Origin of the sequence: Flectobacillus sp. BAB-3569, assembly GCF_002270355.1 — a bacterium.
Taxonomy (GTDB): Bacteria; Bacteroidota; Bacteroidia; order Cytophagales; family Spirosomataceae; genus Flectobacillus; species Flectobacillus roseus.
In genome coordinates, this window is record NZ_NJFZ01000032.1 from 70,381 (window position 1) to 96,501 (window position 26,121).

The 26,121-nt window shown below is 37.5% G+C and carries 17 protein-coding genes and 1 pseudogene; 7 read left to right on the forward strand and 11 right to left on the reverse strand.

What is annotated here, in order from left to right:
- Positions 1–145: 145 nt before the first annotated feature.
- From BWI92_RS23135 to BWI92_RS23155, 5 genes are all read right to left on the reverse strand, one after another.
- The gene (locus BWI92_RS23135) at positions 146–1,042 is read right to left on the reverse strand and encodes a class I SAM-dependent methyltransferase (protein ID WP_095167288.1); all 897 of its coding nucleotides are present in this window, start codon (positions 1,040–1,042) and stop codon (positions 146–148) included.
- 237 nt (positions 1,043–1,279) lie between these two features.
- Complete coding sequence (locus BWI92_RS23140) at positions 1,280–2,884, reverse strand: hypothetical protein (protein ID WP_095167290.1); 1,605 nt, start codon at positions 2,882–2,884, stop codon at positions 1,280–1,282.
- A gap of 49 nt (positions 2,885–2,933) precedes the next feature.
- Positions 2,934–3,341 carry an EVE domain-containing protein gene (locus tag BWI92_RS23145; protein ID WP_095167292.1) on the reverse strand — a complete coding sequence of 136 codons (408 nt, stop codon included), beginning with the start codon at positions 3,339–3,341 and terminating at the stop codon, positions 2,934–2,936.
- A gap of 318 nt (positions 3,342–3,659) precedes the next feature.
- Positions 3,660–4,478, reverse strand: a complete 819-nt coding sequence (menB, locus tag BWI92_RS23150) for a 1,4-dihydroxy-2-naphthoyl-CoA synthase (RefSeq protein ID WP_095167294.1) — start codon at positions 4,476–4,478, stop codon at positions 3,660–3,662.
- A 36-nt stretch (positions 4,479–4,514) separates the two neighbouring features.
- Entirely contained in the window at positions 4,515–4,973 is a 459-nt protein-coding gene (locus tag BWI92_RS23155) for a DUF2452 domain-containing protein (RefSeq protein WP_095167296.1), read from the reverse strand.
- 562 nt (positions 4,974–5,535) lie between these two features.
- On the opposite strand from BWI92_RS23155, the gene BWI92_RS23160 reads away from it, so the two are divergent.
- The 6 genes from BWI92_RS23160 to BWI92_RS23185 all read left to right on the forward strand — a co-directional run bounded on the left by BWI92_RS23160 (position 5,536) and on the right by BWI92_RS23185 (position 12,309).
- Positions 5,536–6,024, forward strand: a complete 489-nt coding sequence (locus BWI92_RS23160; protein ID WP_095167299.1) for a ubiquinol-cytochrome c reductase iron-sulfur subunit — start codon at positions 5,536–5,538, stop codon at positions 6,022–6,024.
- A 210-nt stretch (positions 6,025–6,234) separates the two neighbouring features.
- On the forward strand, positions 6,235–7,320 hold the full coding sequence (locus BWI92_RS23165; protein WP_095167302.1) for an AMP-binding protein: 1,086 nt from the start codon (positions 6,235–6,237) through the stop codon (positions 7,318–7,320).
- Positions 7,321–7,454: 134 nt separating this feature from the next.
- Positions 7,455–8,222: a hypothetical protein gene (locus tag BWI92_RS23170; protein ID WP_095167304.1), complete on the forward strand. Its 768-nt coding sequence runs from the start codon at positions 7,455–7,457 to the stop codon at positions 8,220–8,222.
- Positions 8,223–8,298: 76 nt separating this feature from the next.
- Entirely contained in the window at positions 8,299–11,208 is a 2,910-nt protein-coding gene (locus BWI92_RS23175) for a hypothetical protein (protein WP_095167306.1), read from the forward strand.
- A gap of 73 nt (positions 11,209–11,281) precedes the next feature.
- The gene (locus tag BWI92_RS23180; RefSeq protein ID WP_095167308.1) at positions 11,282–11,965 is read left to right on the forward strand and encodes a histidine kinase; all 684 of its coding nucleotides are present in this window, start codon (positions 11,282–11,284) and stop codon (positions 11,963–11,965) included.
- Positions 11,953–12,309 carry a hypothetical protein gene (locus BWI92_RS23185; RefSeq protein ID WP_095167310.1) on the forward strand — a complete coding sequence of 119 codons (357 nt, stop codon included), beginning with the start codon at positions 11,953–11,955 and terminating at the stop codon, positions 12,307–12,309. The genes BWI92_RS23180 and BWI92_RS23185 overlap by 13 nt, the downstream gene beginning before the upstream one ends.
- A 212-nt stretch (positions 12,310–12,521) precedes the next feature.
- On the opposite strand, the gene BWI92_RS23190 is transcribed toward BWI92_RS23185, so the two are convergent.
- The 5 genes from BWI92_RS23190 to BWI92_RS23210 form a co-directional block, all read right to left on the reverse strand.
- On the reverse strand, positions 12,522–14,150 hold the full coding sequence (locus BWI92_RS23190; RefSeq protein ID WP_176464516.1) for a sialate O-acetylesterase: 1,629 nt from the start codon (positions 14,148–14,150) through the stop codon (positions 12,522–12,524).
- Between the two features lie 454 nt (positions 14,151–14,604).
- On the reverse strand, positions 14,605–15,486 hold the full coding sequence (locus BWI92_RS23195) for a bifunctional 5,10-methylenetetrahydrofolate dehydrogenase/5,10-methenyltetrahydrofolate cyclohydrolase (protein ID WP_095167315.1): 882 nt from the start codon (positions 15,484–15,486) through the stop codon (positions 14,605–14,607).
- Positions 15,487–15,563: 77 nt separating this feature from the next.
- Positions 15,564–16,259: an NAD-dependent deacylase gene (locus BWI92_RS23200; protein WP_095167317.1), complete on the reverse strand. Its 696-nt coding sequence runs from the start codon at positions 16,257–16,259 to the stop codon at positions 15,564–15,566.
- 94 nt (positions 16,260–16,353) lie between these two features.
- Positions 16,354–18,837, reverse strand: a complete 2,484-nt coding sequence (gene topA, locus BWI92_RS23205; RefSeq protein ID WP_095167319.1) for a type I DNA topoisomerase — start codon at positions 18,835–18,837, stop codon at positions 16,354–16,356.
- Between the two features lie 342 nt (positions 18,838–19,179).
- Positions 19,180–21,951 (reverse strand): bifunctional aconitate hydratase 2/2-methylisocitrate dehydratase, encoded by a 2,772-nt coding sequence (locus BWI92_RS23210; RefSeq protein WP_095167321.1) that lies wholly within the window; start codon positions 21,949–21,951, stop codon positions 19,180–19,182.
- A gap of 1,123 nt (positions 21,952–23,074) precedes the next feature.
- Here BWI92_RS23210 and BWI92_RS23215 point away from each other — a divergent pair.
- A complete protein-coding gene (locus BWI92_RS23215) occupies positions 23,075–25,342 on the forward strand; it encodes an aconitate hydratase (protein ID WP_095167323.1) in 2,268 nt (755 codons plus the stop codon).
- A 180-nt stretch (positions 25,343–25,522) separates the two neighbouring features.
- Here the strand turns inward: BWI92_RS23215 and BWI92_RS23220 are convergent.
- Positions 25,523–26,121: pseudogene (locus tag BWI92_RS23220) on the reverse strand (hypothetical protein); the annotation flags it as partial.

Consider the following 26,121-nt stretch of genomic DNA (forward strand, 5'->3'; position numbering starts at 1 on the left):
AAATTTTATCTTTTAGCACTTTTCTTGTTGCTACTTAAAGCATTAGAGGTGTTTGTTTAGCTTTTTGAGCCACAGAATAGTTATTTAAGAGGATCATAAAGGCAAATGTTTATTTGTTATATGAATCCTCCAGTTTGTACTATTTTTAGATGCTCGCAAAGCGATAATACACCCCAAGAGGAAGTTTCTTTTTGAAAGAATCCTCTAAGTAAAGTTCCCCGAATTCATGATTTTTGGAATGCTCAAAGCTACACTTTACTAGATTTTCAACAATGAGAGAAGAGAATCCCATAGAGTACATATTTAAGATGAGAAAATAATTTTCCTTATCTAAAATTTGTGCCACTGTTTTGAGCATTTCATTAATCTGTTCTTCCAAGACCCATTTTTCGCCATCAGGACCACGACCATACGCTGGTGGGTCAAGTATGATTCCTTGATACACATTTCCACGTTTTGCTTCTCTGCGTACAAATTTCATTGCATCTTCAACTACCCAACGGATATTATCGAGCTGACTAGCCTCCATATTATCGCGTGACCAGCTAATTACTTGCTTGATAGAGTCTACGTGCGTTACATCGGCTCCTGCTTGTTTAGCTGCGATAGAGGCACCACCTGTATAAGCAAAGAGATTCAATACCTTGGGATTTTTAACAGGCATTTTCTTAACCTTTTCCATAATAAAATCCCAGTTCATAGCCTGTTCTGGAAAAATACCTACGTGTTTGAAAGAGGAAAGTGCCAGTTTAAAATTAAGGTTCAATGTCGGTGTTTGATAAGGCATATACCAACGCTCTACCATTCCTTTTTTCAACATCCATTCGCCTTTTTCTTGCGAACCTTTGTCTTTTTTGAAATAGGCATGTGCGCTATTTTGCCACTCTAATTCTGAGAGTGACTTATCCCAAGCCGCTTGCGGTTCGGGACGACGTAAGATATAGTCTCCAAATTTTTCTAATTTCTCAAAACCACCCGAATCTAAAAGTTGATAAGCTTTCCAATTTTTGGGTGTTGCTGTTTGTATTACGGTTGTGCTCAATGGTTCTGTTGATTAAACTTCTGCAAATAAAAAGCGGTATTCTTTTCGAATACCGCTACAAATTTACAAAAAAGACTTGTTAGAATACGAGCAATTTTGGCTATATGCTCTAAGCTTCCTATTAATATTTTTCAAAACGACTTTAATCGTCTGAAAAGCAGAGCATTAAAGTCTGAAGTTCAATATTGTGCTGTTCTTCTAAAATATCCCTCGTCAAGAGGATACCATTAAAGCATGCTAAAAAGATACTTTGTTCAAATAGAACACATTACGACGTAAATTTTCAGAATCGTTGTTAATGCGTTGAACACCTGACGCTAAAAAGTAATTATCAAACCAATAATCGATGTGGTCAGAAGTAGTTCTTTTTACTACATCTCCTATTACTTGAGTATCTACTTGTTTTGGTGTTAGTTCATCCAGTGTTAAATCCTTAACAATGGTTTTGGTGAATATTTGCCCTTTGTTACTGTAGGTCAGGGTAATTTGGTCACCCTTGATAGAGGCTTGAACTTTCTCCACCAATTTCGGCTCTTTTACGTCTTTCAATGGAATGCTGTTGTCCCACAGCAAATTTCCTTTTTCGTCAAAAGCTGCTACGATAGCATGCGTATATATCCAACCATCAAAAGTTTGTGAGTTGCCATAATATCTGTTTCCATATCCCCATGGACTATAGTAGCTACTAAATGGCGAGTACAAACCATAGTAGCCGTATCCCCAGCGGTATGGGTTGTAGAAGGAGTTCCAAGGACTTCCAAATGCACCAGAGCCCCATGAACTAAACGGACTATACGGATTATTGAAGTTGTTATAACGGTAATCGGCATAAAATGCCTCTGCAACAAGAATGTATTTATCTCCTTGTTTAACAATATCGTGCACCAAGAAACGGTAATCTAAGCGTAGGTCTTCGCCTTTGTCTCTTTTATCTTGAATTTTTCTTTCTTGCCTCAAGCGTTGTTTTTCGCTGAGATAATTAAAGAAATTTTTGAAATCTGTAAAGCTATAAAACTTCAAATCAGTCATTTCGTTGTCAAGCATTTTACTAAAATAAATTCCTTGTGAGGTAGGGCCACGCTGTGTACCAATAGAATTTTTGTGACCATAGGTTCCAAACATGATTTGGGTGCTATCCGAAACCATATTGAGGCGACCATTCATCATAGCAAAATCTTCTTGGGTATCCATCACAATTTGGTTGATTGGAGTACCTTCTTCATCAAAAGATTTTACGACCAATTGATAGTTTTTTCCTTTGTTGCCGACAGCATACGTAACGTTCACAAAATGGTTTATGGTATCAAGCTCCATCGACTGTAATTCTGCTTGGTTTTTCAAGGCAGAAGGTAATACTTTGGTTTTACGAGCAGCCAAATCTGTGTATAAAATAATAGGTTGGCTATTCACAAGTCCTCCGATAAATACCGATGAGTTGAGTGCTTGAAAATCAGATACTTCAAGTCTGTCGACCGACATGATTTGGAATTTTTCGACAAAGCCTGGGCCAAGGTTTACTTTGATTACTTCAAATACATTGCTACGATAACGGCTAAAAAGTAAGTACACATTTTTGCCATCGTAAGAGTGCTTTACATAATCGAGGTTGCCATCTATCGTACCATTAATATTCCAAACAGTTTCAAGGTTAGTATCAAGTTTAATGAGGTTAAACTGATTTTTGTTGATTTGGGACAAAAGAAGCACGCCTTGCTTTTGCAAAGGAATCGTAAAGTATTCCGATGAAGCCGAAGGCAGTGGAATCTCTACGCGCTTTACACTTTGGGCATACATTGTAGTTGTACAAAGTAGCCAACTTAAAATCAACAATATCTTTTTCATATATGTTGTGATTGGGTTATAGATTAACAAAAGCTTGTAGACTAGCTATTTATTCATGAGCCAATCCCACAATGATGTCAAATTCTTCTGATTTTACAGGAGTAACCGACAAGCGAGATTGTTTAATTAAAGCCAAATCTTGTAGTCTTTCATCATTCTTCATTTGTTTAAGTGTAACTGTTTTTGGTAATTTTTCAACAGGTGATAAATCTACCACTACCCAACGATCATCATCTGTAGTAGGGTCGGGGTAATGTTCTTTAACCACCTTAGCAATACCTACAACTTCAAGTCCTTCGTTGGAGTGATAGAAAAATACTAAATCTCCAAGCTTCATACTTTTCATATTATTGCGAGCCTGATAATTTCTGACACCGTCCCACATTCCTACTCCTTGTGCCACAAAATCATCCCACGAATATTTGAAAGGCTCAGACTTTACTAACCAATAGTTCATTTTTATAAGAATTAAGTATTTTACAAATTTTACAAAAGAAAATTACCCATGAATCTTCCTCTTTTGTTATTTCCCCAAAACTAAAAGAAATCTTGATATACTTAACGCTTTGGTGTTGAATCTTGTTATTAAAATTTGGAAGTATTTGCTTCCACTATAGACACAATTTGTAGATAAAAGGTTGATTTGCGGTGATAAGTTTTTTTTGAATAAAATCTAAAATGTTGTGTCTGAGTCAATAATCAAAAACGCCCAACCATATTTTTATGGTTGGGCGTTTTTGAGAATGCTGAATTTTGAAAACTATGTTTTCGATTCTTATGGGAATTTTGGGAATTTGCTGAAGTCTGGTTTTCTTTTTTCCAAGAAAGCATTTTTACCTTCTTTTGCTTCGTCAGATAAGTAGTACAACAACGTTGCGTTACCTGCCAATTCTTGAATACCTGCTTGTCCATCCAACTCGGCGTTAAACGCAGATTTCAACATGCGAAGTGCCAAAGGACTTTTTTCTAACATTTTCAAACACCACTCAACAGTAGTTTCTTCAAGTTTTTCTAATGGAACTACTTTGTTGACCAATCCCATATCCAAAGCCTCTTGAGCGTTGTATTGGTCACACAAGAACCAAATCTCACGAGCCTTTTTCTGACCAACAACTCTAGCCAAATAAGATGCACCAAAGCCACCGTCGAAAGAACCTACGTTGGGACCAGTTTGTCCAAAACGAGCATTCTCAGCAGCAATAGACAAGTCACAAACCACGTGCAAAACGTGACCACCGCCAATAGCCCAACCGGCAACCATAGCTACAACTGGTTTAGGAATTGAACGGATTTGTTTTTGCAGATCCAATACATTCAAGCGAGGTACAGCATCTGTACCAATGTATCCGCCGTGTCCACGCACAGACTGGTCGCCACCACTACAAAAAGCACGACCACCTTCACCTGTCAAAATAATCACACCAATACGCTCGTCGTCGCGACAGATATTCATGGCGTCAATCATTTCTTTTACGGTCAATGGCGTAAAAGCGTTGTGTACATGAGGACGATTGATAGAGATTTTTGCAATCCCAGCCTCATGAAATTGAAACAGGATTTCTTGATATTCCTTGATGGTTTCCCACTGAATCATAATTGTATAATTAAATAATGAATAAGCACTAATGCCTTATTGTTCTTTGTCTAATTCTTCGTTGTAAGTAACATCCCAAGTATGGTCGGCCAAAAGTAACACTTTTGCCACATATCTTACATACTTGAACGAACGGCCCCACTCATGCGGTGCAACCAATGACAATAAATCTGTACCGTCTTCTTTCTCGTACATATAGTAGGTTTCGTTGATAATAGGTTCGAATCCTACGGTAGCAGTGTAAATTCTTTCAGAAATTTCACGACGCTGTGCGAGTGCTTTTGCTTGTCTTGCCAAAGTCTCCATTTGTTCGTACAACTGGTTCATTTGACGGTCGGTTTGCTGGCGCATCGCAGTAACAGAGCGCCCCTTGGTTTTGCCCATATCCTCTGGTCTGATTACAGCACCACCTGCGGTATGTGCGTATGGTAGCAAACCTGGATTTTCGGCTACTTTATCTTTATTAATGGGATTGATAAATTTATCGTCGGACATCATTTTAATGAAAATTGTGTACTGTTCATGAATACCACAAATTTACTAGAACAAGATTTTTTATTTACTAGGCTAATAAATTTTAGATAATATATCTATTTGAGATCAATGAAATAGATAAGTTGTTCGAATCCCTGTTAATTCTTTTACAAAAATAGGGATATTATCTATTGGGCAGACCAAATTTTGGAGATTTTCCAAGATTTCAATCAAGGTTTTAACCTTGGATACTAATAAATTGTTTTTGAAGTTATAGATTCAATTAAAAAAATGTACAGAGAAAAATATAACTAAAAGGTTGATTTTGAGGTTATAATGGTAATGAAGAATTTACAGGCTTTAATTTGTTTTTATCTGTAAATACATTTAATTTACTTACATATATCCGTTTGTTCTCTTTTCAACTTGAGCAGTTACTCTAACATTGCAATTTATAATTTCTTCATTTTAAATACGTTACACCCTTTTAATGAAATGGGTTAGCAATCATTTTATGCAAGAGGATACCAATTCTCTAATCTCGTAATTATTGTCTTATTTAAACAACTTCTTTAATCTCATCATGGAACGTAAGGAATTCATGTCGCTCGTGGGCATCAGTGTAGGTGCCGTAATTTTACAAAATTGTTTATCAGGATGCAGTAGCAAGTCGGATCCTACGCCATCGGGGGGTACTACTGGAGGAACTACCACCAATCCGACAAGTACTGGATTTACAGGCAATGCGGCTAGTTCGAAAGGAACTATTGATTTTACCATTGATATTTCAACTTCGGACTATGCTACTTTAAAAACAAATGGTACCGCCTTGGTGGTTGGCGATGTAATTGTGGCTCGCACAAAAGCAGGAAATTTTATTGCTTTAGCAAAAGCTTGTACACACGAAGGAACAACGGTTAATTTTTTGGCTGACCAGGATAGATTCAAATGTCCAAATCACGGTTCAGAATTTTCAACTTCAGGTGCCGTTTTATCAGCGCCCGCAAGTAGTCCTTTGAAACAATATACAGCTTCTTTCGATGCTACGTCTAGTAAGGTTTCTGTAAAGTAGAGTTTTTATTAATAAAATAAGTATTTGGTAAGTAATTTAGTGAAGATTACTGATGTTGGATTGTAGAAGTAAACCTATTTTATCCCAAAAGAGGAATTTTCCCATATTTCCGAAATCAGCAGTCCCCAATCTACAATTGTTTAAAATCTTTACGCCTTACAAAAAATCGACTGTGGTAGACAATGCCACAGTCGATTTGTATTTTTGTGTATGTTATATATTGATTCTTACGAAAACTTGCCCAATTCCGACGATGCCTACGAGCAACGAGCATTGGAATTTTGTGAAAAATGGTTGTCTGGCTCGGAGACTTTTGTCCTTCACACGTCAGGCTCAACGGGTACTCCCAAGCCTATTGAATTAACCCGTGCTCAAATGCAAGCAAGTGCCGAATTGACTGGTAAAACTTTTGGGTTAAACCAAGGCGATACAGCCTTGGTATGTGTAAATATCGAGTATATTGCAGGAGTGATGATGCTAGTACGTGGTATGACCCTTGGGTTAAAACTGGTGATTGTTCCGCCCGTTTCAAATCCTTTTGTGAAATACCCAATGCTATCTCAGTTTGATTTTGATTTTGTGGCGCTTGTACCTCTTCAAATCCAGCAGATTATTGAGAATGGAGGTATAGGATTACAAAAATTCAACCAAATGAAAGCCATTATAGTTGGTGGTGCAGCCGTGAATGTGGCTTTACAATCACAGATTCAATATCTTTCAGTGCCAGTGTTTAGTACTTATGGCATGACAGAAACGGTTTCACATATTGCTATTAAAAGGTTGAATGGAGAAAATCTTTCAGAGGAATTTATGATACTCGATGGAGTTGATATCAAGCTCGACGAGCGTTCTTGTTTAGCCATAAAAGCACCAGCCTCGAATAACGAATGGATATTTACCAACGATGTTGTAGAATTAACCGAGGATAAGAAATTCAAGATTTTAGGTCGATACGACAACATTATCAATAGTGGAGGCGTCAAGATACAATTAGAGGAGGTGGAAAAAGTAGTCTTAGAAATCTGTAAAAAATATTTTGAGGGATTGTCGAACAAACGATTTTTTGCTTGGGGAATACCCGACGATAAATTAGGACAAAAACTCGTGTTGATTTGGGAAACAAACCAAATCACGAAAACAGATGAAAAGAGTATTTTAGAAAAATGTGCTGAAAAATTACCAAAATTTAAAATCCCTAAAGCCATTTTTTTAGTAAATACATTTATTGAAACAGCTTCGGGTAAAATTGATAAAAGGGTTATTGCTCAAAGTTTGCTTTTGGATACTAACTCATAAAATTTTGGACAATTCATTGCCTTCAAAATTAGCCTTTGTACCTTTGTGACTTTGCTATTTGCTACAAAACAATGCTTTGAGCATGAGCAACAATGTTAGTGTGACAAAACACAATTTTACCAAAAAAGTATCCAATGGAAATTAATCAATTATCATCATTAGTAATAAAATTTGAGACAGCCGATATGGTCGGTGCTCCATTTTCACATCAGATTTTGCTAAAAATGCAATTTGTTGGGCAGGGCATCGGGGTAGATTTCCAAATTGCCTATATCGATAGAGAAGATTTGAGCGAAGAGGAAATTTTAGAGGAGGGATTCTCACTCAATGATGATTATAGCTGGAAAGGCCAAATCGACAATGCATGGCTTGAGCCTATTAAAGAGATATTGAAAAAAACGCCAAATAAATTTAATCATAAAGCGCTCGAGGAGGAAATGAACTTCTTCGAAATTGAAGTAAATCAACAACCAGCAGGTAACCCAATTAATCAAACAGATTGGGAGTATTTTTTGCAAGAATTGATTCAGGCTATTTATGAAACTTCCCAAAAAGAAGCACCTTTTCATTTGGAATATCGTAGAATCGATAAAGATAAAAATGTGAAAAATTTTGAGTTGAATCTTTACTATGCCAAGCGTCAAGCCGAGGGTATTAATAGTATCGGAAAAACTGACTCAAAACCAATTACTTGGGCGCAAGCTAATGCGATTATTCAACAGGTTTTTATTGGAGAGTTTATCCCTGATGCAGCCTTGAAAAATGAACCTAAGCATACCGGAAAATATATCTCTGTGGGCGACGGTTATTGGTATGAATTTACCAAAAGCTTAAAACGACCAAATGGCAATAAAGGCTATTTGACGGAATTAGAAAAAACATTCGACCCTTGGGTTGATTAAAATACCTATAGCGCTTGTTGATGATGAACTCAACAAGCGCTAGAATCCATTCATTCTCGCAAACCAAATTATCTCTATGAAAAAAAGTCTTTTGTTGGTGTTTGGTCTTTTGATTCCTTTTTTGGAATTGGCTCAGGTTTCTACGAATAGTCTACAACAAAATCCCCCATCAGTTCGCTGGTCAAAAATCAATACGCCACATTTTAGACTTATTTTCCCCACAACTAATCTCGAAGAGGGGCAGCGTTTGGCCAATGTGTTGGAAACAGTTTATGAACCGGTATCTTCCTCTCTGGGTAAAAATCCTCGTAAAATTTCTGTGTTATTACAAAATCAGACCACTGTATCCAATGGTTTTGTAACCCTATTACCACGCAGAAGCGAATTTTTTGTGACGCCACCTCAAGATCCCAATTTGTTGGGAACTAACAATTGGCTAGATTTATTGGCAGTACACGAGTTTCGTCATGTGGTACAAAATGACAAAGCCTTGACGGGTATCTCGAAATTAGCGTATTATTTATTTGGAAATAATGGACTCGGCGTAGTAAGTAGCCTGACCGCTCCCAATTGGTTTAAAGAAGGTGATGCCGTTGGTATAGAAACTGCTATGACTCAATCGGGTAGAGGACGGATTCCGAGTTTTGATATGGCTTTGCGCGCACAATTAGCTTCAGGAAAGATATATCCTTATGCCAAAGCAGTGACAGAATCGTATAAAGATTTTATTCCCAATCATTATGTAAGTGGTTATTTTTTAACGACTTATTTGAAGAAAAAATATGGAAATGATGCTTGGGATAAAGTATTGACAGGAACTTACCGATTTCCGTTTTATCCTTTTTCTTTTTCGAATAATATCAAAAAAGTTACAGGGCTTCGGGTTGAAGATTTGTACAAAAATGCCTTTTTAGATATTCAAAAAGAATGGATTGAGGAGCAAAACAAGATTACAGAAAACCCTGCTACCCAGATTTCGAGTAAAGACAAATACTTTTCTAACTATCTATATCCTCAATATTTGCCCGATGGTAGGATTTTGGTTGTTAAAACAGGCTTGGATATTATTTCGCAATTAGTGGCAGTGGATAAAAATGGAGAAGAGGAAAAAATAGCAGAATTAGGTATCTGGAACGATGCAGGGATGCTCTCTCTGCAAGGAACGAAAGTCGTATGGGCAGAAATTGCCTATGATGCTCGTTGGGCACGCAAGGATTATTCTGTGATAAAAACGTATGATTTTAATGAGGGAAAAATCAAAACGCTCACTCACAAAACTAAATATGCGGCACCAAGTCTGAATACTGAGGCCTCAAAAATTGTCTGTGTCGAAAGTACACCTGAACAAAAATATAGTTTGGTCATTTTGGATGCTCAGTCTGGTCAAGTTTTACAAAAAATACCAAATCCAACAAACGCATTTTTACTTCATCCACGATGGACAAAAGCGGATGAGATTGTTTTCGTAAAATTGAAAGATGGACAGAAAACTATCACAAAAACGGATTTGTCAGGCAAAGAAATAGCCTTATTTACCAGTACTCAAGAAAATCTAGCACATCCAGTATTGAACGGAGATAGCCTGTTTTTTAACTCAGGAGTTACGGGTATTGATAATGTCTATCTTTACCGTTTAGATAAACAAACTCGCTATCAAGTCACAAATCGTAAATTAGGAGGATTTAACCCCGCAATTTCAAAGGACGGAAAAGAGTTAATTTTTAACAATTTTACCAAAAATGGGCATCGACTAGCCTATATGACTTTGCAGGATTCTGATTTGAAAGAAGTGAATCCTAGTGCAACTACAAGGTATTTTGGGGAAATGATGCTGAAAGAGGCACATCAAAACCTGTTGAAGCAAGTGCCAAATCAGTCTTATGAGGTAAGTAAATACAGTAAGTTTAATATCTTCAATATCTATTCGTGGGGAGCTATGACTACTTCTTCTGGCAATACGCTTTATGCAGGTTTATCATCTCAGGATATGTTGGGAACTACCGCTATTTCGGGTGGCTATACCTATAATATGAATGAGCAAACGAGTGGAACCTATGCCAATTTGAGTTTTCAAACATTTTACCCAATGCTTGATGTTTCGTGGCGTAATACTCAACGAAAGACTACTCTGTATTTAGACAATGCACAGCCTTTGGATAGCTTAGCGTCAGACCGATGGAATCAACAGGAATTATTGGTTGGGTTGAGAGTACCTCTAAATTTTACTAAATCAAAATATATTCAATCATTATCTTTCTCGGCCAATGTGGCAATGATGCAAGTAAGTGGCTATGACTTGAGTAAAAGATATTTGACAGAATCTTACAATGGACTTAATCAGTCTATGATCTATACATTCTCGTATGTTAGACAATTGAAGCAGTCGCTTAGAGATATAGCACCCAAATGGGCACAAAGTCTAAATTTTTATTACAGAAATGCTTTTGCTAGCGTAATTGATGGAGGATTGGCGGCTTTACAAGCAAGTATTTATACACCAGGCTTAGCTCCACATCATAGTTTGAGATTGCGTGGAGGATTCCAGCAACAGTTTGGTTTCAAAAATCAGGATGGTTCGCCCAATAGCAAATTGTATGCTTATGGAAGTCCGCTTGCCTATGCAAGAGGCTATTCTTATCGTAATTATGAGTATCTAAATACGCTAAGTGTTGACTACAAAATGCCACTAGCAACACCCGATTGGAATATCGGAAGATGGGTATATTTGAAGCGTCTCAAAACCAATTTCTTTGCAGATTTCTCACATGGTGAGACTAATTATGATTTTACGGTTCGTCAGGGAACAAAAGTTTTAAATTATAAAGGTAGTGATATAGGTAACTTTAAATCTTATGGTCTGGATATTTCTGGGGATTTTCATTGGATGAGGTTTTCTCAATCTTTTGAGGTCGGTATAAGATTCGTATATTTGCAAAATCTGAACCAATTTTTGATACAGCCTGTAGTTTTAGACATTGGATTTTAATACAATGTCTGCCTTAACCAAATAGCCAAACAGGGGTGTACCGCAAATTATTTACATCCTTAAAATAGAAAAAATGAAGTTACTAGACTCACGAGTTTACTGGATAGGACAGTTTAGCTGGTGGACTTTTACCACTTTTGTGCTCAGACAACCTAACTCAAAGTATTTTGAGCAAGGTTATAATTTGCCTATCTATTTAGTAATTAGTTTTTTTATTGGATTAGTTCTTACACATATTTATAAAGAGATATTCAATAAAAAGCTTGCTGATAAAAGAAATGTTATACCATATGCGCTACTAGGAATCGTAATAGTAGGCGGTGCTTTCTATTTACAAGACTTTGCTTTTGGCTTTCAGCGATATAGAAAGCCAAGTATGGGTTTGCCGCTTGAGCTTTACGATTATTTACAGTTTTACGTAGAGTCAGTCCGTTATGTTATTATTTGGTTTTTGTTTTTCCATTTAATCATCATGGAAAGGGTTTCGCATCAAAAGGAGATTCAGCTAAGTAAAGCTGAAACGCTTCTCAAAATTGCGGAGTTAGAAAACCTTAAAAATCAGCTTAATCCGCATTTCCTTTTTAATGCTATCAATAGTATCAAGGCACTTACCTTGACAGACCCAGCCTTGGCACGCCATGCGCTGACAGAGTTGTCAGATTTGCTTCGGACGTCTTTGTCAATGGGGAATCACCAATTAGTGAGTTTTGAGGAGGAGTTAAAACTGGTCAAAGACTATCTTTTTTGGAAAAATTAAGATACGAAGAAAGATTGCGATACCAGTTTATGATAGAAAGAGCCACTATGGGCTGTAAAGTACCACCCATGTCACTGCAATTATTAGTTGAAAATGCGATCAAACATGGTGTTGGAAAAACGAAAAATGGTGGTGATATAATGATTCAAGCCCGAATGTCAGAGAAAGTTTTGATGATAAGGGTTACCAATGCTGGTACGCTAAGTTTAGAGAACAAACGAATAGGAGTAGGGATGAAAAACCTTCAACGCCGACTTTCTATTAATTTTCAAGAAAAAGCAGAATTACAACTCTTACAGGAGGAAGATAAAGTGGTTTCGCAGGTTGTTATTCATTATTCGTAAAGAGGTGTTATCTCGCATTTAGTGAATTGAAATAATCCATTTCTTTAACTATTTATCAAAAAAGGCGGTCGAAAAACAATTTTCGACCGCCTTTTTTGATGCTACTATACTAGATATGATTTGGCTTAAGACGCAATCATTGCGTCTCTACTACGAGAATACAAATTTTAACATAATCACTCAACCACCAATCACTCAATTTATAGGTCTCTCTACTCTTTCGGTGACTTGGGAACTACCTTATTTGAAAACAAATGAGTATCGCCAAATAGATATAAATTTCCCAACAAATTAAGCTTTTTAAACTGCGCAGATAAGCCCGTCCCGACTACAATTTCATGATCTTTCAAGATAGTTACTTCATCTAATGTAGTGGGAATTCTACCGCAACTCCAAATGCTAGTGTCATGCCAATAGCCCGATTGTGTGGATTCTAAGGGATATAATCCTGCAAAATTGTTGGGTGTATATAACAAAGGACTAAATAATTCTCTATCCTGAGCATCTTTTACTCGGACTCTAGCAAACTGATTTTGTGATAAATTGACACTAGTATTTTTACTGAAAACTTGTTTAGCTAAAGGGTCATTACTCCACTCAATCATTGAATATAGTGTTGGATTTGAAAGCGTAAATTTTAAGCTCGTAATACTAGCACAAGCGCTACCAATCAGGGGTAATGCGGTACTCAAAATAGGCGTTGACGCGCTAAAAAAATGACTATCTAAATACATATTCCAAGCTTGTGCCAATTTTACAATTCCTTTCCCTTGAAAGTGTACAGAGTCAATGGTTCGAATTGATGGGCCAATCAGAGAATCGGTGGCAGGTCCAATAAATGTATTGGGTAAATAGTTGGCCTGTCCTTGTCCATTGATACCAAGCACATCGTTTTGTGCATCAATCACGGGTTGCCAAACTCTTGAAGCTTGGATACTTAATCCCCTAAATCTTGTAGCCCGTGCCACCACCCACGCCAGATTGGGTGCATTGCTGTGTTCTCTTGATTTTTCGATAAGTCTTTTTAACTTTTTTCCATAAGTATCTCGGTCTGTTTGATATAAATTATCAGTCTCACCCTGATGCCAAAGAATTGCTCGTAAACCAAACTGAGCAGTGTAAAAGCGTAAAGAGCTTCTTAAATTTCCATAAGGCAAACCTCTTGGATATGTAATGAATTCGCTTGGGGTTGCCGTACTATCTTCGGCAGATGACACCCACGAGCTTATGCCTGATCCAGACCAACCAGCATTGAAAAAAAGAATAGGGACATTAAGTTTCTTGGCTAGGGAATCGCCTAATACACCCCAACACCAAGCACTATTGCCAAAAGGCGCTAGACGAAAGGTGGAATCTATTTGAGAAATTACAGGATACGGGTATTTTGTGGCGCCATAAGTAGTACTTTCTCCGTTAAAATAATTGATGGTTTCGACTCTGTCATCGGTAGCGCTAGGACCAAATATGTTCTGATTCCTAAGTTCATTATCTCCTGTGGCATTTGATTGCCCTGCAACGATAAAAACTTCGCCAACTCCAACTCTTTTTAATGTATCAATACCTATAAACGTAAGTCCATCAAATGCCCTAACAACTAAATCATACCAGCCTCCTGAGAGAGTAATTTTGGTATAGCATGTATTGGATTGGGAGTTTTTTTGAACAGTAATCCAGTCTGTAGATGTACCTTGAGGAGTACTCATAGAACGAGCAATCGCTTGAATTTCAATTTTTTGGACAGGTTTGTCAAATTGTAGCACTACAGGGACTTCTGCCTGATTGTTATTATTTCTCTGAAATACAAATCTACTTTCAGGATAGCGAATTTTTATCTGAGCCATTCCTAGTTGGGTGGCTAATAGGTAGATGAATAGGAGTGAAAAAAAGTATAAATGTCTCATTTATAAGCTACTTAGGAAAAGGAGATGTTACTCCTGAAGACATGAAATTATGGAAAACTCTACAAAAGCAATGCCATCTAGTAAGATTTTTTGAAATTTTACAAAAATGGATTCTTTTGAGAAGAGTTTATTAAGGTATTAATAAGAATGGTGTGTAAATAAAAGGAGCATCGAGGAAAAGGAATAAGACTCCTCCCGTTATTTAACATTGGGATTAATCTCTAAATTTTCATCAAAAAAGCAGTCGAAAATATGTTTTCGACCGCTTTTTTGGTACAACTACGCTATATCTGACTCAGTTTAAGACGCAAAGCATCGCATTTCTACAAGTAAAATTCACATAAAAATAATCACTCATTCACTCAATCTAAATTCACTAAATGAGTTTTGAATGCTATTGATAAATTACTTTTTTAGCAGAAAGTAAAGTATTTTTCATAAGCGAAACGATAGTCATCGGACCTACGCCTTTTGGTACTGGAGTGATGAATGAGCATTTTGGTGCTACTTCATCAAATTTTACGTCACCTTTCAAGGCAAAACCGCTTTTCTTTGAGCTATCTTCTACGCGAGTCAAACCTACGTCGATGATAACGGCACCTTCTTTTACGTAGTCAGCTGTGATAAATTCTGGACGACCCAATGCTGCAATCAAAATATCTGCTGATGCACATACTTCAGCCAAGTTTTTAGTTCTTGAGTGCGTAATGGTTACGGTACAATTACCAATTTTAGTATTGCGCTGCATCAAAATCGTCATTGGTAAACCAACGATCTGACTACGACCCACTACTACACAATGTTTTCCTGCAGTTTCGATGTTGTAACGTTCCAACAAATCTAGAACGCCTTGAGGAGTTGCCGAAATATAAGCAGGCAAACCTTTCGCCATTCTACCAATATTGATTGGGTGGAAACCATCTACATCTTTTCTTGGGTCGATTGTTTCCATTACTTTGTCTGGATTGATATGGTCAGGAAGTGGAAGCTGAACAATCAAACCATCCATGTCATCATTTTGGTTGATTTTGCGAACCTCGTCCAAAAGCTCTTCCTCCGAAATTGTTGGGTCAAAACGCAACAAAGTAGATTTAAAGCCTAATTCTTCGCAAGATTTAACCTTATTGGCTACATAAGTTTCTGAAGCACCGTTGTTTCCAACGAGAATAGCAACCAAATGAGGAATTTTACCTCCTGATGCTTTGATAGCTTCAACTTCTGCACCAATTTCTTTTTTTATTTCGTCTGCTACGGCTTTACCGTCGATGATTTGCATGATTAGACTTGTGGGGGATGTTATCGAGTAAAATTTGAAAGCGCAAAAATACGGGATTGTTTGTCTATGGACAAATTTTATTTTTTGGTAAGCTTGTCAAAAAGCTGTTTTAAGCCAACACTTCCAATTTCTTCAATGAAAGTCATATTAGGGCGGAGTGACACGTTGGGCTTGTTGGGGTCAATAATATAAATCGGTACATTTTTGCCTACGCAGTCAATCAGTCCTGCTGCTGGATATACCTGCATGGACGTTCCAACAATAATGAGGATATCGGCCATAGCGGTCATTTCTGTAGCAATTTCAATCATTGGTACCGACTCACCAAACCATACAATATGCGGACGAAGTTGAGATCCTTTTTTGCATTTGTCACCCAGTTTGATCGGTTTGGTACCTATATCATATACCATCGACGCCGAGACTGAACTTCTTGCTTTTGTCAATTCTCCGTGTAAATGGATAATATCATTGGAGCCAGCTCTTTCGTGAAGGTTATCTACATTTTGGGTGATAATAGTTACGTCAAAATATTTTTCAAAATCTTTGAGAAGATGGTGCCCTTCGTTAGGAACTACTTCTGCTAATTGTGCTCGACGCTGGTTATAAAACTCTAACACTAGCCCAGGGTTCTTTTGCCAACCTTGAGGCGTAGCTACCTCATCAATGGAATGATTTTCCCATAAGCCATTTGAATCTCTAAAGGTAGAAATACCACTTTCTGCAGAAATCCCAGCTCCTGTGAGCACGACGAGTTTCTTTTTTCTAGCCATTTTGCTTGATGATAAATTTAATGAATAAACAAAACAGCACAAAGTTAGAGTAAACTTTGTGCTGTTGTTGAGATTGGATTTGAAAAATCGCGATCTATTTTTTCTTTCCTTTCGGTGCTGGCGCTTCTTCACCTAGACGGATACAATCCTCTAGCGTTAAATCAGCGGCAACCATATCTTTTGGAATTTTTACGTTACGTTTTCCAATTTGGATATACGGTCCATATACTCCATTTACGACCTTAATAGTTTCGTTTTCAGGAAATTCTTTAATGTATTTGTTGGCTTCCTGATTACGTTTTGCCTGAATGATTTCAATGGCTCTTTCCAGAGTAATAGTCGTAAGTGAATCTGTTTTGGCAAGTGAGAAATATTTACCTTCATGTTTTACATAAGGGCCAAATCGTCCTTTACCTGTCGTAACAGCACTACCTTCAAATTCTCCTAATGCATCGCCAGCATCTGCCAAACGCTTTGCTTGGATTAATTCAATCGCGCGAGCTTCTTCAATGGTGAATGGATCGTCAGTAGCTTCCAAACTAACATATTTGTCATCATGCTTTACATAAGGACCTAGTTTACCTGCACCGATGATCACAGGTTTATCCTCGAAGAAACCAACCTCACGAGGAAGTCTTGGTTTTTCAAATAATTCTAAAGCCTCTTCTAAAGTGATAGATGAGATTAATTTGTCTTTTGGTAAATTGACAAAAATTGGTTTTTCTTCATCTTTCGTATCTCCTAGCTGTACATAAGGACCATATTTGCCTAATCTAACAGAGATAGTTTTACCAGAATTTGGGTCAATACCTAGCTCACGAGTTGAGCCTGAAGAGCTTCTTTCTGCACTTTTACTTTCTTCAATAGTTTTATGGAATCCCTGATAAAAATTATCAATCATATCAGACCATCCCATTTTGCCATGAGCGATTTCGTCAAACTCATTTTCCATTTCGGCAGTAAACTTAAAGTCTACTACTTCACTAAAATTATTGACTAAGAAATCGTTCACAACCATACCCACAGAAGTAGGGAAGAGTTTACCTTTTTCGGTTCCATAGGTTTCTTTACCTTCTTTCTCCGAAATAGTTTCATTCTTCAAAACCATTTCTTTGAAAGTACGTTCTTTGCCAGGGCGATCTTCTTTAACTACGTACTCTCTTTTAATAATAGTCGAGATGGTAGGAGCATAGGTAGAAGGACGACCAATACCTCTTTCTTCAAGAGCTTTTACTAAACTAGCTTCGGTATATCTTGCTGAAGGACGCGTAAATTTCTCGGTAGCCTTCATATTGTCCAAATTCAATATTTGTCCAATATTCAAAGGAGGAAGCATTTTTGAATTATCTTCATCCTCTTCGTCGTCGCTACTTTCAAGATATACTGCTAAGAAACCATCAAATTTGATAACTTCACCTTGTGCTATTAATTCCTCAGAAGTACTCGAAATACCAATGGTTGCTGTAGTACGTTCAAGTTGAGCATCAGCCATTTGGGATGCGATAGAACGTTTCCAGATTAACTCGTACAAGCGTTTTTCACGGAGGTCTGCACCAGCAGAAGTAACTGAGAAATCAGTCGGACGAATGGCTTCGTGCGCTTCTTGAGCAGATTCGTTTTTGGTTTTGTATTGGCGAGTTTGGACATACTGAGCACCAAACTGGTCTGTAATCGCATTTTTGGCTTTTTCAATCGCTTCTTCTGAAAGGCTTGTTGAGTCAGTACGCATATACGAAATCTTACCAGCTTCGTATAATTTTTGCGCATACATCATGGTTGATGCAACTGAATATCCCAACTTACGAGAAGCTTCCTGCTGAAGCGTTGACGTCGTAAAAGGAGGCGAAGGAGATTTTTTAGCAGGTTTGGTTTCGAGCGATTTAATTTTGAAAGTCGCCCCCAAACATTTTTCCAAGAAATCTTTGGCAGCACCAGCTGTTTCGAAATTCTTAGGAAGTTCTGCTTGTAAAATTTTATTTCCTTCTAATAAGAACTGTGCTACGATTTTGAAAGAAGACTTTGTTTTAAAGTTTTCGATTTCACGCTCACGTTCTACGATAATTCTTACAGCAACGGATTGTACACGACCAGCAGATAGACCTTTCTTTACTTTAGACCAAAGTACTGGCGAAAGCTCAAAACCAATCAGACGGTCGAGTAAACGACGTGCCTGTTGGGCGTTTACCAAGTCCATGTCAATAGTACGTGGATTTTGGATCGCATTTTGAATAGCCTTTTTTGTGATTTCACGGAAAACAATACGTTTTGTGTTATCTGCCAATCCAAGGGCTTCTTTCAAGTGCCATGAAATAGACTCTCCTTCACGGTCATCATCGGTTGCTAGCCACACCTCTTCAGATGATTTTGCTATGCTTTTTAATTCGTTGACAACCTTGATTTTATCAGGAGATACTTCATAAGTAGGTTTGAACCCATTTTCAATATCAATAGCCATTCCTTTATCTGGCAAATCACGCACGTGACCAAAGGAAGATCTCACGGTGAAATCTTTTCCTAGGTAGCCTTCAATGGTTTTTGCTTTGGCAGGAGACTCTACTATTACTAAGTTTTTTGACATTAATTATTTTGATTGGTGGAGTAAACAACCGAAATCATTTACAGATTTTATTCATTAAAGCACAAATCTAATGATATAAGTGCCCTCTGGGTTGATAAAAGGCCACTACCTCTTATATTTTGCCAAATATATAAACTTCATTTCAAAATGTAGTCCATTTTTTTGATAACAGTCATAAAATTGACGAATTCGCTTACTTATTTGCTATAAAAATGATGTATAAATAACTCAAAATTGATCATTTGTTTAAATAAACATCCAACAAACTCCATTTGTTTTGCTTTTATTGACCATAAAAAAAGCCTGAGTGTGTGCTCAGGCTTTTTTATATATGTTAGACTATTATTTCACCAACTTGATGTGTGATGGAGAGAATTTAGTCAAATTGATACCTTCTACAGCTTTCACATATTCTTCGATAGTTGGAGTTCTACCCAAAACTGTTGAAAGTACTACTACTGGAGTAGATGATAGCAAAGATTCACCTTTTTTACCTTCTGAATCTTCTACCACACGTCCTTGGAACAAACGAGTAGATGTTGCCATTACCGTATCTCCTTTAGCGGCTTTTTCTTGGTTACCCATACAAAGGTTACAGCCAGGGCGCTCTAAGTACAACATTTTTTCGTAAGATGTACGAGCTGCTGATTTTGGAGCATTGTCATCAAACTCAAAGCCTGAGTATTTCTGTAATACTTCCCAGTCACCTTCAGCTTTCAATTCATCTACGATATTGTAAGTTGGAGGAGCCACTACAAGAGGTGCTTGGAATTCAACTTTACCATTTTGAGCTTCGATGTTTTTCAACATTTGAGCCAAAATTTTCATATCGCCTTTGTGAACCATACAAGAACCGATGAAGCCAAGGTCAACTTTCTTGTCGCCACCGTAGTAAGATAATGGTCTGATAGTATCGTGTGTATATCTTTTCGAAACGTCAGCGTTATTTACGTCTGGGTCAGCAATCATTGGCTCGGCAATTACATCCAAGTCAACTACCACCTCTGCGTAATATTTAGCGTTAGCATCTGGTCTAAGTGCTGGTTTTTCGCCAGATTGAATTTCAGCAATTCTCTTGTTTGCTTTATCAATCAATCCTTGAAGCACTTGGTTTTTGTTGTCCATACCTTTGTCAATCATAATCTGGATTCTGCTTTTCGCAATTTCCAATGACTCGATTAACGTAGCATCTTCAGAAATACAGATAGATGCTTTAGCTTTCATTTCCGCAGACCAGTCAGTGAAAGTAAATGCTTGGTCAGCAGTAAGCGTTCCGATGTGTACTTCAATGATTCTTCCTTGGAATACGTTTTCACCACCGAATTGTTGCAACATTTGAGCCTGAGTAGCGTGTACTACGTCACGGAAGTCCATGTATTCTTTCATGCTACCTTTGAAAGTAACTTTTACAGAATCAGGAATTGGCATAGAAGCCTCACCCGTAGCCAATGCCAAAGCAACAGTACCTGAGTCAGCACCAAATGCAACACCTTTCGACATACGAGTGTGAGAGTCACCACCGATGATGATCGCCCAATCGTCAACTGTAATATCATTCAATACTTTGTGAATTACGTCAGTCATTGAGTGATATACACCTTTAGGGTCACGAGCGGTAATCAAACCAAACTCATTCATAAATTTCATCAACTTAGGAATGTTAGCTTGCGCTTTTTTATCCCAAACAGATGCTGTGTGACAACCAGACTGATAAGCACCATCTACAATCGTAGAGATCGTAGTAGCAGCCATTGACTCTAATTCTTGAGCCGTCATCAAACCAGTAGTGTCTTGCGAACCTACGATGTTTACTGTAACACGTACGTCTGATCCAGCATGTAATGTCTTGCCTGGCGTTACACCTACTGCATTTCTGTTGAAGATTTTTTCAACAGCTGTCAACCCTTGTCCTTCGATTGAAACTTCTTTAGAAGGAGCAAAAACTGGAGCGATAGCAATACCTAATAACTGAGAAGCAAAAGTTTGGATTTTCTTACCAAATACGATAGCATAAGAACCACCTGCTTTGATAAATTCCATTTTTTGCGGAGTGAATGATCTTGAAATATCAATCAACTCTTGGTCTCCATTATATAATTTTTTTGTTTTTGTATTGATTGTCAATACAGTTCCTGTCTCAACAGAATATACTTGCTCAAGAATTGGTTCGTTGTTTTCATCACGCACCACTTTACCGTCTGCATCTACTTTCTTTACCCAGTTTTTAAGGTCGATACCGATACCACCTGTTACGTCAACTGTAGTTAAGAAAATAGGAGAGATACCGTTCGTACCACCAACAATTGGAGCATAGTTAACAAACGGAACGTAAGGACTTGCTTGTTTACCCGTCCAAAGAGCCACGTTGTTTACACCTGACATTCTTGAAGAACCTACACCCATTGTTCCTTTTTCAGCAATCAACATCACAGATTTGTCTGGGTGTTGCGCTTTCAATGCTTCGATTTCAGCCTGAGCTGCAGGAGAAATCATACATTTTCCGTGTAATTCACGGTCAGAACGAGAGTGAGCTTGGTTACCTGGAGAAAGTAAATCTGTTGAGATATCTCCTTCACCAGCGATAAACGTAACTACTTTGATTTCTTCAGGTACGTCTGGAAGTTTTGTGAAAAACTCTGCTTTTGCATAGCTTTCGATGATATCTTTGGCTGTTGTATTTCCGCTTTCAAATGCATCTTTCAAACGTTTCAAGTCAGCGTCGTACAGATAAACTTGCGTTTTCAATACATCACCTGCCTGTTTTGCGATTGCTGCATCTTCTCCTAAAGCTAAATCTAATAATACTTCGATTGATGGACCACCTTTCATGTGCGACAACAATTCGAAAGCAAATTGAGGAGTGATTTCTTCTACAACAGACTGACCAAGTATAATCTCTTTTAAAAACTTAGCCTTTACACCTGCTGCTGGAGTTGTTCCTGGCAATGTGTTATATATAAAAAACTGAAGTGAATCAGCACGGTGCTCGTTGCTCAAATCTTTGATTTGCTCAATGATTTCGCTTACCAATTCTGCACTATCAATTGGCTTAGGATGAAGTCCCTGTGTTTTTCTTTCCTCAATTTCCTTAAGGTAATCGTTATAAAAGTTCATGTTGAATTATTTACAGTTATTATAGTATTAATCCGTGAGTAATTTTTGGTTAAATAAACCTTTTCTACAAAATAGACACTAGTTTTTTTGAGAAGAAGTTGTCCGACAAATTTATGAAATCGAAGTTCGATTTAAAAATTTTTTAGAGAATAGACGGTTTAGGTATATATTTTCTTGGATATATCTAATTTTTATTTGCTTTATTCATTAATTTTCATGGTAAACATTAGATTAGTCCTAAATTCGATTTAGTTGCTTCTCTTAGTGATTTTGAATGTTATCTATAACTATAGTTATGATTATCCTCAGAAATAAAATTAATGCCACCGTGTCTTTGATAGATTTTGAATACCACCGTAAAATGAGAAGGATTTGAAATAGAAAAATCTAAAGTAGAAGTCAATGGGTTGAAAATAAGTGTTTTGTGTTATATTTTGCTGGTTTTTTAAAAAGAGGCACACTATTCATTCAACTTTCTCAGACGTGAATGTTTTAGGTTTTATGCAAATAAGCAGAAGGAGATTCTCTAAAGATTCTTAACTTAGTAAGTAGAGAACCTTACTTGGTCTTTACTGATATTTAATTTTGAACTAGCACAACGAGAAGCTATATAAAATAAGCTGAAAATACACAGTATATTCTTTCCGAAAGGTGAATATGAGCTCAAAATGTACCTATTACGACCAACTACAGATGTAATATGTTTTTATTAATTTTTTGCATTTACGAAGAATGAAGTATGAAAAAATAGCATCCGTACTGTATTTTTACCTTAATCTAAAAAAAAGATGATTCCCTAAATTCGTCATACATCCACAATTTAGAAGTTTTAGTAAGTTAGTGAGCAAAATAAAATTAAGATTGTTCTTTGGGCTTTCAGCGGTGGGCTTGGGGTAAAATGCATGTTTGTGGTCGTTAAAAACATTTTAACACTCTTTGCCTTGTGCCTGTTGCCTTGTCCCTAAAATAAAAAACTTAAATACGTTCATTCATAAGGTCATTTCAATTTATAAGAACCTAATAGCTCAGATGGGTGTTCTTTAATTAGCATCTATTGATAGTTTTTGACATAATTCATTCTTTAAATCTAATATTCCAATAACTAATAACTAAATAAAATATCATGGCTTTTGACATAGAAATGATTAAGGCGGTTTACGAAAGAATGCCTGCACGTGTAGAGGCAGCTCGTAAATTAGTGGGAAGACCATTGACGTTAACCGAAAAGATTCTTTACTCTCACTTATGGGAAGGCACTCCAACTCAAACATTTGAAAGAGGTAAGTCGTATGTTGACTTTGCTCCTGACCGTGTTGCTATGCAAGATGCTACAGCACAAATGGCTCTTTTACAGTTTATGCAGGCTGGTCGTCCGAAAGTTGCGGTGCCTTCAACAGTACACTGTGATCACTTGATTGAAGCAAAAGTTTCGTCGGCGACAGATCTAGCAGTAGCAGTTGATAAAAATAAAGAAGTTTATGATTTTCTTTCTTCAGTTTCTGACAAATACGGTATCGGATTCTGGAAAGCTGGAGCAGGTATCATTCACCAAGTAGTAATCGAAAATTATGCATTCCCTGGTGGTATGATGATTGGTACTGACTCTCACACCGTAAATGCGGGTGGTTTGGGTATGATTGCCATTGGTGTAGGGGGTGCTGATGCTTGCGATGTAATGGCAGGTTTGGCATGGGAGTTGAAGTTTCCTAAACTTATCGGAGTAAAATTGACAGGAAAGCTTAATGGTTGGACTTCTGCAAAAGATGTAATCTTGAAAGTAGCAGGTATCCTTACTGTAAAAGGTGGTACAGGAGCAGTGGTTGAATATTTTGGAGAAGGAGTTACCTCAATGTCAGCAACAGGAAAAGGTACAATCGCGAACATGGGTGCTGAAATCGGTGCTACTACTTCTACATTTGGGTATGACGAATCAATGGCTCGTTATTTGGCAGCCACTGGTCGTGCAGATGTAGCAGAATTGGCAAATGGTATAAAAGAATATTTGACCGCTGACCCAGAAGTTTATGCTGATCCAGCTACCTATTTCGACCAAGTTATCGAAATTGATTTGGATACCTTAGAGCCACACTTAAACGGTCCATTTACGCCAGATTTGGCGACGCCTATTTCTCAAATGAAGGAATTGGCAGAGAAAAATGGTTGGCCAACCAAAGTGGAAGTAGGTTTGATAGGCTCATGTACAAACTCATCTTACGAAGATATTTCACGTGCGGCGTCTTTGGCGAAGCAAGTGGCAGCAAAAGGTTTAAAAACTAAAGCTGAATATACTATTACGCCAGGTTCTGAACAAGTGCGTTATACCATCGAACGTGATGGTTTTATTGATACTTTTGAAAGCATTGGTGGTAAAGTATTCTCAAATGCTTGTGGTCCTTGTATTGGTCAATGGGCTCGTGCAGGTGCTGAGAAAGGTGAGAAAAACACTATTGTACACTCATTCAACCGTAACTTTGCTAAGCGTGCAGACGGTAACCCAAATACTTATGCCTTCGTGGCTTCGCCAGAATTGGTAACAGCATTGGCTATTGCAGGTGATTTGACATTTAACCCATTAACAGATTATTTGACAAACGAAGCTGGTGAGCAAGTCAAATTGGATCCTCCAAAAGGAGACGAATTGCCAACAAAAGGTTTTGCGGTAGAAGATGCTGGATACCAAGCTCCTGCTGAGGATGGTTCTTCGGTAGTGGTAAAAGTATCTCCAACTTCTGACCGTTTACAATTGTTAGAGCCATTTACTCCTTGGGAAGGTACAGATTTGAAAGGCTTGAAATTGTTGATCAAAGCCAAAGGAAAATGTACTACTGACCATATCTCAATGGCTGGTCCTTGGTTGAAATATCGTGGTCACTTGGATAACATCTCTAACAACATGTTGATCGGTGCGTTGAATTATTTTAACGAGAAAACTGATAAGGTTAAAAACCAATTGACTGGCGAATACGGTCCAGTGCCTGCAACACAACGTGCTTACAAAGCCGCTGGTATTGGTTCTATCGTGGTAGGAGACCAAAATTATGGAGAAGGTTCATCTCGTGAGCACGCCGCTATGGAGCCTCGTCACTTGGGTGTGCGTGCTGTATTAGTAAAATCTTTTGCTCGTATTCACGAAACTAACTTAAAGAAACAAGGAATGTTGGCTTTGACTTTTGCTAATGAAGCCGACTACGACAAAATCCAAGAAAACGATTCTATCGATATCAATGGTTTAGCAGATTTTGCGCCAGGTAAACCATTGGAAATTGTCTTGAATCATGAGGATGGAAGTTCAGATACTATCGTGGCAAATCACTCGTACAACGACCAACAAATTGAATGGTTTAAAGCTGGTGGAGCATTGAATATTATTCGTGCTAGCGTTGGCAAATAAGCCTGATAGATTTCGGATATCAGATAGTGGATTGTGGAATTATGATTTGATACTTCCGCATTTAGAAATCCTAAATCTGAGATAAGTTTGAAAACTTTCATGTAGTTTGAATTAACAAACATGAGTTCTCCCGAATTTTAGGATTGGGATTATTCTCTAAGTTTTCATCAGAAACATGAGTCATCCCGAATTTTGTTGTGCGAAGTAGCACCATAGCATGTTTTGGATGGCAGTTCTCAATCGATAAATCGGTGTCAAAGCATTTTGGCACCGATTTCCTGTTCTATGAGCAAATTGATTGATGATTATCTTGATAATAGATGGCCAATTCCTGATGAGTTTCATCAAGAAGTCGTAAATGAGCGTGACAATGGCTAATAATTTGAGGGTATTTTCGAAGAACCATAACCTAGGAGATTCAATAGCTAGCTCAGTTTGGGCGAATCTAAACGCCTGTTCGATATTCCATCGATGCATGTAGCTATGACATATTTCCCAAGCTTCCTTAGCTGATTCTACAGGCAAAGAGGTTAATAAATAGAGTGGTGACTGATAGTTTTTGGTATCTCTCACTATTACTAACGACAAGTTAATGTCTTCAAAACTAGGGTGTTGTACTTGAGTCCAAGCAATAGAAATGCTCTTGAGAATCTTTCTCTGAGAATCGAGCACAATCTTTTTACTTCTAGCTTTAAAAGAGCGAGCTAGAAGATGGGTTTGCTTTTTACCTTTAGTTGAGTGTATAAGTAAATGATTCTTCTTCCATCGGACTAGGAAAT

Bases quoted from the DNA above. Each gene is read 5' to 3' on its own strand.
- BWI92_RS23140 (WP_095167290.1), bottom strand. From the start codon at position 2,884: ATGAAAAAGATATTGTTGATTTTAAGTTGGCTACTTTGTACAACTACA.
- BWI92_RS23145 (WP_095167292.1), bottom strand. From the start codon at position 3,341: ATGAACTATTGGTTAGTAAAGTCTGAGCCTTTCAAATATTCGTGGGAT.
- menB (WP_095167294.1), bottom strand. From the start codon at position 4,478: ATGATTCAGTGGGAAACCATCAAGGAATATCAAGAAATCCTGTTTCAA.
- BWI92_RS23155 (WP_095167296.1), bottom strand. From the start codon at position 4,973: ATGTCCGACGATAAATTTATCAATCCCATTAATAAAGATAAAGTAGCC.
- BWI92_RS23160 (WP_095167299.1), top strand. From the start codon at position 5,536: ATGGAACGTAAGGAATTCATGTCGCTCGTGGGCATCAGTGTAGGTGCC.
- BWI92_RS23165 (WP_095167302.1), top strand. From the start codon at position 6,235: ATGTTATATATTGATTCTTACGAAAACTTGCCCAATTCCGACGATGCC.
- BWI92_RS23170 (WP_095167304.1), top strand. From the start codon at position 7,455: ATGGAAATTAATCAATTATCATCATTAGTAATAAAATTTGAGACAGCC.
- BWI92_RS23175 (WP_095167306.1), top strand. From the start codon at position 8,299: ATGAAAAAAAGTCTTTTGTTGGTGTTTGGTCTTTTGATTCCTTTTTTG.
- BWI92_RS23180 (WP_095167308.1), top strand. From the start codon at position 11,282: ATGAAGTTACTAGACTCACGAGTTTACTGGATAGGACAGTTTAGCTGG.
- BWI92_RS23190 (WP_176464516.1), bottom strand. From the start codon at position 14,150: ATGGCTCAGATAAAAATTCGCTATCCTGAAAGTAGATTTGTATTTCAG.
- BWI92_RS23195 (WP_095167315.1), bottom strand. From the start codon at position 15,486: ATGCAAATCATCGACGGTAAAGCCGTAGCAGACGAAATAAAAAAAGAA.
- BWI92_RS23200 (WP_095167317.1), bottom strand. From the start codon at position 16,259: ATGGCTAGAAAAAAGAAACTCGTCGTGCTCACAGGAGCTGGGATTTCT.
- topA (WP_095167319.1), bottom strand. From the start codon at position 18,837: ATGTCAAAAAACTTAGTAATAGTAGAGTCTCCTGCCAAAGCAAAAACC.
- BWI92_RS23210 (WP_095167321.1), bottom strand. From the start codon at position 21,951: ATGAACTTTTATAACGATTACCTTAAGGAAATTGAGGAAAGAAAAACA.
- BWI92_RS23215 (WP_095167323.1), top strand. From the start codon at position 23,075: ATGGCTTTTGACATAGAAATGATTAAGGCGGTTTACGAAAGAATGCCT.